Source organism: uncultured Fretibacterium sp., from assembly GCF_938030725.1.
In the GTDB taxonomy this organism is placed as follows: Bacteria; Synergistota; Synergistia; order Synergistales; family Aminobacteriaceae; genus Fretibacterium.
Window position 1 is genome coordinate 1 of the sequence record NZ_CALHIQ010000064.1, and the last position, 5,635, is coordinate 5,635.

Here is a 5,635-nt window from a genome sequence, read left to right on the forward strand (position 1 = left end):
CGATCGCGAAGATGGACCTGGGCCGCAGCGAGATCGTGGATCACGGCGACCCCGCTTTTGTAAGGATGCTTCACGGGCTGAAAATTCACGAGTAAGGCGGGCTGCGTCGGACTCGCCGGTGAAAACAGCGAACGCATCGGAGGGACGAACCATGAACCGATTTGTCTTCGAGAATTCCACAAAGGCCTATTTTGGAGAGGGGTGCGTGAAGGAACACCTGCCCCGTCTGCTCGAGGCGTACGAGGGCAATGTGATGCTGGCTTACGGCGGCGGCTCCATCAAGAGGAACGGCGCCTATGACGATATCATGGGGGTTCTGAATGGCGCAGGAAGGAATGTCGTGGAGTTCACCGGCATCATGGCGAACCCGACCTACGCGAAGGTGATGGAGGGCGCGACCCTCGCGAGGTCCGAAAATATCGGCCTGATCCTCGGTGCGGGCGGCGGGTCGGTGATGGATTGCTGCAAGGCCATCTCCCTGGCGGCGGTCTACGATGGCGACGTCTGGAGCGAGTTCTGGGCCAAGCCCGGCGTCATCGACTTCGAGCTCCTGCCTCTCGGCGTGATCGTGACCGTCGCAGGAACGGGCAGCGAGATGAACGGGGGCTCCGTCATCACGAACGAGAGCTTGAAGGTCAAGACCGGCCGGGACTATCCCGCGTGCAATCCCAAATTTGCCCTCCTCGACCCCGCCTACACATACAGCGTCCCGGCGAGGCAGACGGCCTCCGGCGGATTCGACATCCTGTCGCACGTTATGGAGACCTATTTCAGCGAGCCCAACGAGGATAACGTGTCGGACGACATCTCGGAGGCGTTGATGAGGAGCGTCATCCGCAACCTTCCCGCAGCGCTGAAGAACCCAAAGGACGGCGTTGCGCGGAGCAACCTCCTGTGGGCGTCCACGATGGGCGAGAACCGGATTATCAAGCTGGGCAAACGCATGGACTTCGAGTGCCATCAGATGGAGCACCAGCTCGGCGCATACCTGAACTGCAATCACGGCGAGGGGCTTGCCGTCCTGCACCCTGTCTATTACCGCCATATCTACAGGGACGGGCTTCCAAAATTCCGCCGCTTCGCCGTCAACGTGTGGGGCATCCCGCCGGAGGAAAAAAGCGATGAGGCGTTGGCCCTTGCCGGAGTGGAGGCGCTGGCGAAGTTCATCGGTGATATCGGCCTGCCCGCGACGCTCCGTCAGCTCGGGGCGAACGCGGAGACGGACCTGAAGCAAATTGCGGATTCGTGCGCTATCGCTCCGGGCAGCTATCGCCGGATGACGCACGAGGAAATTCTGCAGATCTTCGAGGAGTGTTTTTAACAGGCACGAAGAAACCGGTTTTGTTGCCTCGTTTGCGTCATGCTGAGGAGTGGCGGAAGCCCCTCGCCGAAGACATGGGGAAGGAGTGCGGATATGAGAAGAATCTTTGCCTTTGCGGCGTTGGCCTTGACGGTGGGATTGATGGGGGGCGCTGCGGCCCGGGCGGCTGCGCCCGGGGATGCGGCCGGCACGTCGACGGCCGGGCCCGGCGTCGCGGTGGTGCGGACCGAAGCGGGCGAGGTGCAGGGGTACGTGCGAAACGGCGTCTACACCTACCACGGGGTTCCCTACGCGGAAGCGAAGGAGCGGTTCGTTCCGGCGGAGAAGGTCACGCCGTGGGAGGGCGTCAGGCTGGCCTTCAATTACGGACCGATCGCCCCTCAGGTATGGCTGGGCGGAATGGGAAGTGGCTGGGACAACCCGCCGCGAAGTTTCAGGCAGGACAACAATTGCCAGAACCTCAACGTCTGGACGCCCGGTATCGGCGATGATGGGAAGCGACCGGTTATGGTCTGGCTGCACGGAGGCGGCTTCTCCACGGGGGCCTCGGCGATCGAGGAGGTCTACGACGGCGCAAACCTTGCCCGTAGGGGCGATGTGGTCGTCGTCTCGGTAAACCATAGGTTGAACATCGTCGGGCACCTCGACCTCTCGCGTTTTGGCGAAAAATATAAGCGCTCGGCCAACGTCGGCGTCATGGACCTGGTAGATGCGCTCCGCTGGATTCGTGACAACATCGCACCGTTCGGCGGAGATCCCGAAAACGTCACGCTATTCGGCGAGTCGGGCGGCGGAGCCAAGGTGCTGGCGCTCATGACGGCGCCGGAGGCGAAGGGCCTGTTCAAGCGCGGCATCGTGGAGAGCGGCGCGACGGAACGGATGGGCGTGACCTTCACCTCGCGTGAGGTCAGCGAGAGGATCACGGATCACGTCCTTGAGGAGCTGGGGATGGGCTCGGGGGACGTTGAAGCGCTGCAGACCATGCCCTACGAGGAGCTGGTGAAGGCGTCGGAGAGGGCGCTTGCGCGGACCGCTGAAGAGATGAAGCTGCCGGCGCCTCTCGGCGGTGGATACGGCCTTTACTGGGAACCTGTCGTTGACGGCGATTTTCTGCCGACGAGTCCTGTGACGAAGGATGGTTTTGCAGCGGCGGGGAAGGACGTGGCTCTCCTGATCGGCTCGAACCTCACGGAGTGGACGGCGGTTGACCAGCTCCGCGATATGGGGCGGGCACAGTTCGACAACCAGAACACGTGGAGCCCGGAGGAGACGGACAGGCGGCTCAAGGCGGCTTACGGCGACAAGGCGGAGGAGGTCGTCAAGGCGTTCCTTGAGGCCTATCCGAACAAAAAGAGGGCTGACGCCGTGCACGTCGACTCGCGGACCATCCGCCTTCCGATGCTCAAGATCATGTCTCACAAGGCTGACCAGCGCGGCGCTCCCGTGTACGCCTACGTCTTCAGTTGGGAGTCGCCGGTGATGAACGGTGCTCTGACCTCCTACCACACGGCGGAGATCCCCTTCGTCTTCCACAACATCGACCGTGCCGACACCATCACGGGCAACGGGCCGGACGCCAGGCTGCTGGCGGATCGCATGAGCGACGCATGGATCAACTTTGCCCGCAGCGGAAAACCAGCGGCGGAAGGCATACCGGATTGGAAGCCCTATACCCGTGAAAGCGGTGTCACGATGATCTTCGATAACGAGGTCCGATCGGCGTCCCACCACGACAGAGAACTCATGCGACTCCTTGCGCCGGATTACGAGTATTGAGACTGGAAAACGGCAGGGGATCCTAATGGTAAGGATAACTTTAGACTTGTAGGCAAAAGGTGATGTGCCTCGCTTTACCGCATGGAAAACGGGGATTTTCTAAAAAGAAACGAGGGACTGTTTATGGAGTTTCGCGACAGGCAATATGAAGTTTTCAACATGTTCGACAAGCAATGGGCGCTGGCGACAGCGGGCACCCTGGAGGATTTTGACGGGTGTACCATTGGCTGGGGCAGCCTTGGCAGCCTCTGGGGATCGAGGAGCGACGGGCGGCTGATCGTGACGATTTACGTCAACCCTCTGCGATATACCAGCGAGTACCTGTTGAAAAACGACTGTTTCACCGTTTCTTTCTTTGAAGAAAACTATCGCCGGGATTTGTTGACGCTCGGAACGAAATCGAAACGGGATTGCGATAAATTTGCGATGACCTCGCTGACGCCGGAGAGACATGGGCAGGGCGTCGTCTTCAGTGAGGCGAACCTGACCTTTGTCTGCCGAAAGCTGTACTGGGAGCAGTTCAATCCAGATCATCTCGACTCGGAGGTCATGCGCGAGATCTACTCGAATCGCCCGCCTCATTATCAGTTCATCGGCGAGATCATGGAGGTCCTTGACAAGCAGTGAGGGGCGAAAAAGGGCTTTGGAAATGTTCGCTGACTGGCCTGATGGAACGGTGGCGGCCGACCGTGGAGGCCGCCCCTCGTTCCGTCAGGCCCTGTGAAAAATGAACCGAAACGGCGGGCTTTTGGTGCCACTTCTGCTGTGGCTCTGCCGGGTTGCAGAATGGCTGCTCATGTTGCTGTTCGTGGTGGGGCTTTGCCGTATGGCATGAATCTTCTCGTCACCCTGAATTGCGATCATTTTCTCGGCGCTCGCTTGGGGTTTCTGGGGAACCATCCCTTTTCGACGCGCTTTGTCTGCTGCTTGAGCTCGTGGATGCTCCACAGCGAGGTGAAGCCCGCGACCCCCAGGATGGCGGAAAGCGTTGGGTCCTCCGTAAACAAGGATGCCGTGCAGAAAACGACGCCTCCTGCGAGGAAGACCGGCCAGACCCTGTCGGAAAAATAGTACTCGCACTTGATGACGATGGGGTGGAAGAGGCCGATGAGGAGGAAGGAAGCTAAGCCGATAAGGATGCCGGACCCATTGAGCATGATCGTTTCCCCTTCTGACGTCCTTTATATCTTGTTTGCCTGCCGTATGTCGTAGCGCAGCATCTTGGCCCCTTTGGCCATCCCAGGGATGAGGTTCAGCAGGACGGCCCAGCCCCAGCGGCGCAGCTCCTGGTTTATGTAGTACTCGGCCTCGACGAACTTCAGCGAAGGGGCCCAGCCCTCAATGTCCCTGAGGCCGTCGAGCCCCCACGTGAACCGCACGTCGTCCCCGTACTCCCGGATCGAGTCGTGCATCTTGGAGTGACGGACCATCCAGGTCGAAACCGCGTCGAAGTGTAGCTCTGCGCCGGGGAAGCGCCTGGCCAGATTTTGAAAGAGGCCCTTGATGTCCGCCTCGTTCAGGTACATCAGCACGCCCTCCATGATGAAGGCAAAGCGGTGCTCCGGGTAGCGCTCCAGCAGCTCGTCCATCCAGTCGGTTTCAAACATCGAGGTGCCGATCTGGGGGTTGCGCTCCGAAGGGGGCAGGAAACGCTTCCGAACCTCCATGACGTCCGGCAGGTCCAGGTCCACCTGAACGCCCTTGCCCGCGTCCGTCCGCAGGAAGCGGTCATCCAGCCCGCAGGCCAGATGAACGACCACCGGTCTCTCCCAATCCGCAAGGATTCGCCGTGTTTCGCGGTCGAACCGGCGCGTGCGGATGATCGTTCCTATCTGTGACATCTTCTTATTTTGGAAGCGGGACATGTCCACGTCGAGCTTCTCCAGAATCTCGACCGCCTTGGGGTCCTCGATAAGACGGTCGGGCCGCTGCGTTTCCTGCGCCTTGAAGTAGAGGGTCAAAAGCGCCGTTTCCGAGACGGGCATCTTGAAGCCAAGTCCTTCAGGCGCTTCCTTAGTTTCATCCATCGTCCGAACGATCTCCTCTCCGAAACCTTCGCTAAAATTAGCCTAAAACCAAGCTAAATGTCATGTAATAAAGTGTAGCCTCAATTAACGAAAAGTCAATCCGGAAGCGTGTCGTGTGTCGTTGCTCAGTGGTAATGTCATCCTATAAGGGGTCAGAGAAAATGTCACCGCCCGCGGCAGGCAGGTTTTGGGTAATACTTGGATATGGTGTGGCGATCCTCCCGATTGCTTAAGGGGCCTCCGTCGAAAGGGGGCATGGTTGGCTGTGCTTCTTCTACGGTTTTTTCTACGTCTAACGTGTAGCTATGGCGGGAATCCGACAGCGTTCGACAGCACAAGGATAACAGAAAACCCCGCCTTATGGCGGGGTTTATGGAATAAGCCGGTGTCCTCCGGCGTTATGCTTGGTGGGCGATAGAAGAATCGAACTTCTGACCTCTTCCGTGTCAAGGAAGCGTTCTACCTCTGAACTAATCGCCCCAACGATGAATCATTATATCAGTCTCCCGCT

5 protein-coding genes and 1 tRNA gene are annotated in these 5,635 nt (G+C 59.3%); 3 read left to right on the forward strand and 3 right to left on the reverse strand.

Annotation, left to right across the window (positions count from 1 at the left end):
• The first annotated feature begins 151 nt into the window (after window positions 1-151).
• From Q0629_RS03910 to Q0629_RS03920, 3 genes are all read left to right on the forward strand, one after another.
• A complete protein-coding gene (locus Q0629_RS03910) occupies window positions 152-1,321 on the forward strand; it encodes an iron-containing alcohol dehydrogenase (RefSeq protein WP_298779186.1) in 1,170 nt (389 codons plus the stop codon).
• Between the two features lie 93 nt (window positions 1,322-1,414).
• Entirely contained in the window at window positions 1,415-3,097 is a 1,683-nt protein-coding gene (locus tag Q0629_RS03915; RefSeq protein WP_298779188.1) for a carboxylesterase family protein, read from the forward strand.
• A 123-nt stretch (window positions 3,098-3,220) separates the two neighbouring features.
• Entirely contained in the window at window positions 3,221-3,724 is a 504-nt protein-coding gene (locus Q0629_RS03920) for a flavin reductase (protein ID WP_298779191.1), read from the forward strand.
• A gap of 233 nt (window positions 3,725-3,957) precedes the next feature.
• Here Q0629_RS03920 and Q0629_RS03925 read toward each other — a convergent pair whose 3' ends face one another.
• The 3 genes from Q0629_RS03925 to Q0629_RS03935 all read right to left on the reverse strand — a co-directional run bounded on the left by Q0629_RS03925 (window position 3,958) and on the right by Q0629_RS03935 (window position 5,604).
• Window positions 3,958-4,254, reverse strand: a complete 297-nt coding sequence (locus Q0629_RS03925) for a DUF4491 family protein (protein WP_298779193.1) — start codon at window positions 4,252-4,254, stop codon at window positions 3,958-3,960.
• A 24-nt stretch (window positions 4,255-4,278) separates the two neighbouring features.
• On the reverse strand, window positions 4,279-5,124 hold the full coding sequence (locus Q0629_RS03930; protein ID WP_298779195.1) for a class I SAM-dependent methyltransferase: 846 nt from the start codon (window positions 5,122-5,124) through the stop codon (window positions 4,279-4,281).
• Between the two features lie 405 nt (window positions 5,125-5,529).
• Window positions 5,530-5,604, reverse strand: a tRNA-Val gene (locus Q0629_RS03935).
• Window positions 5,605-5,635: the final 31 nt, after the last annotated feature.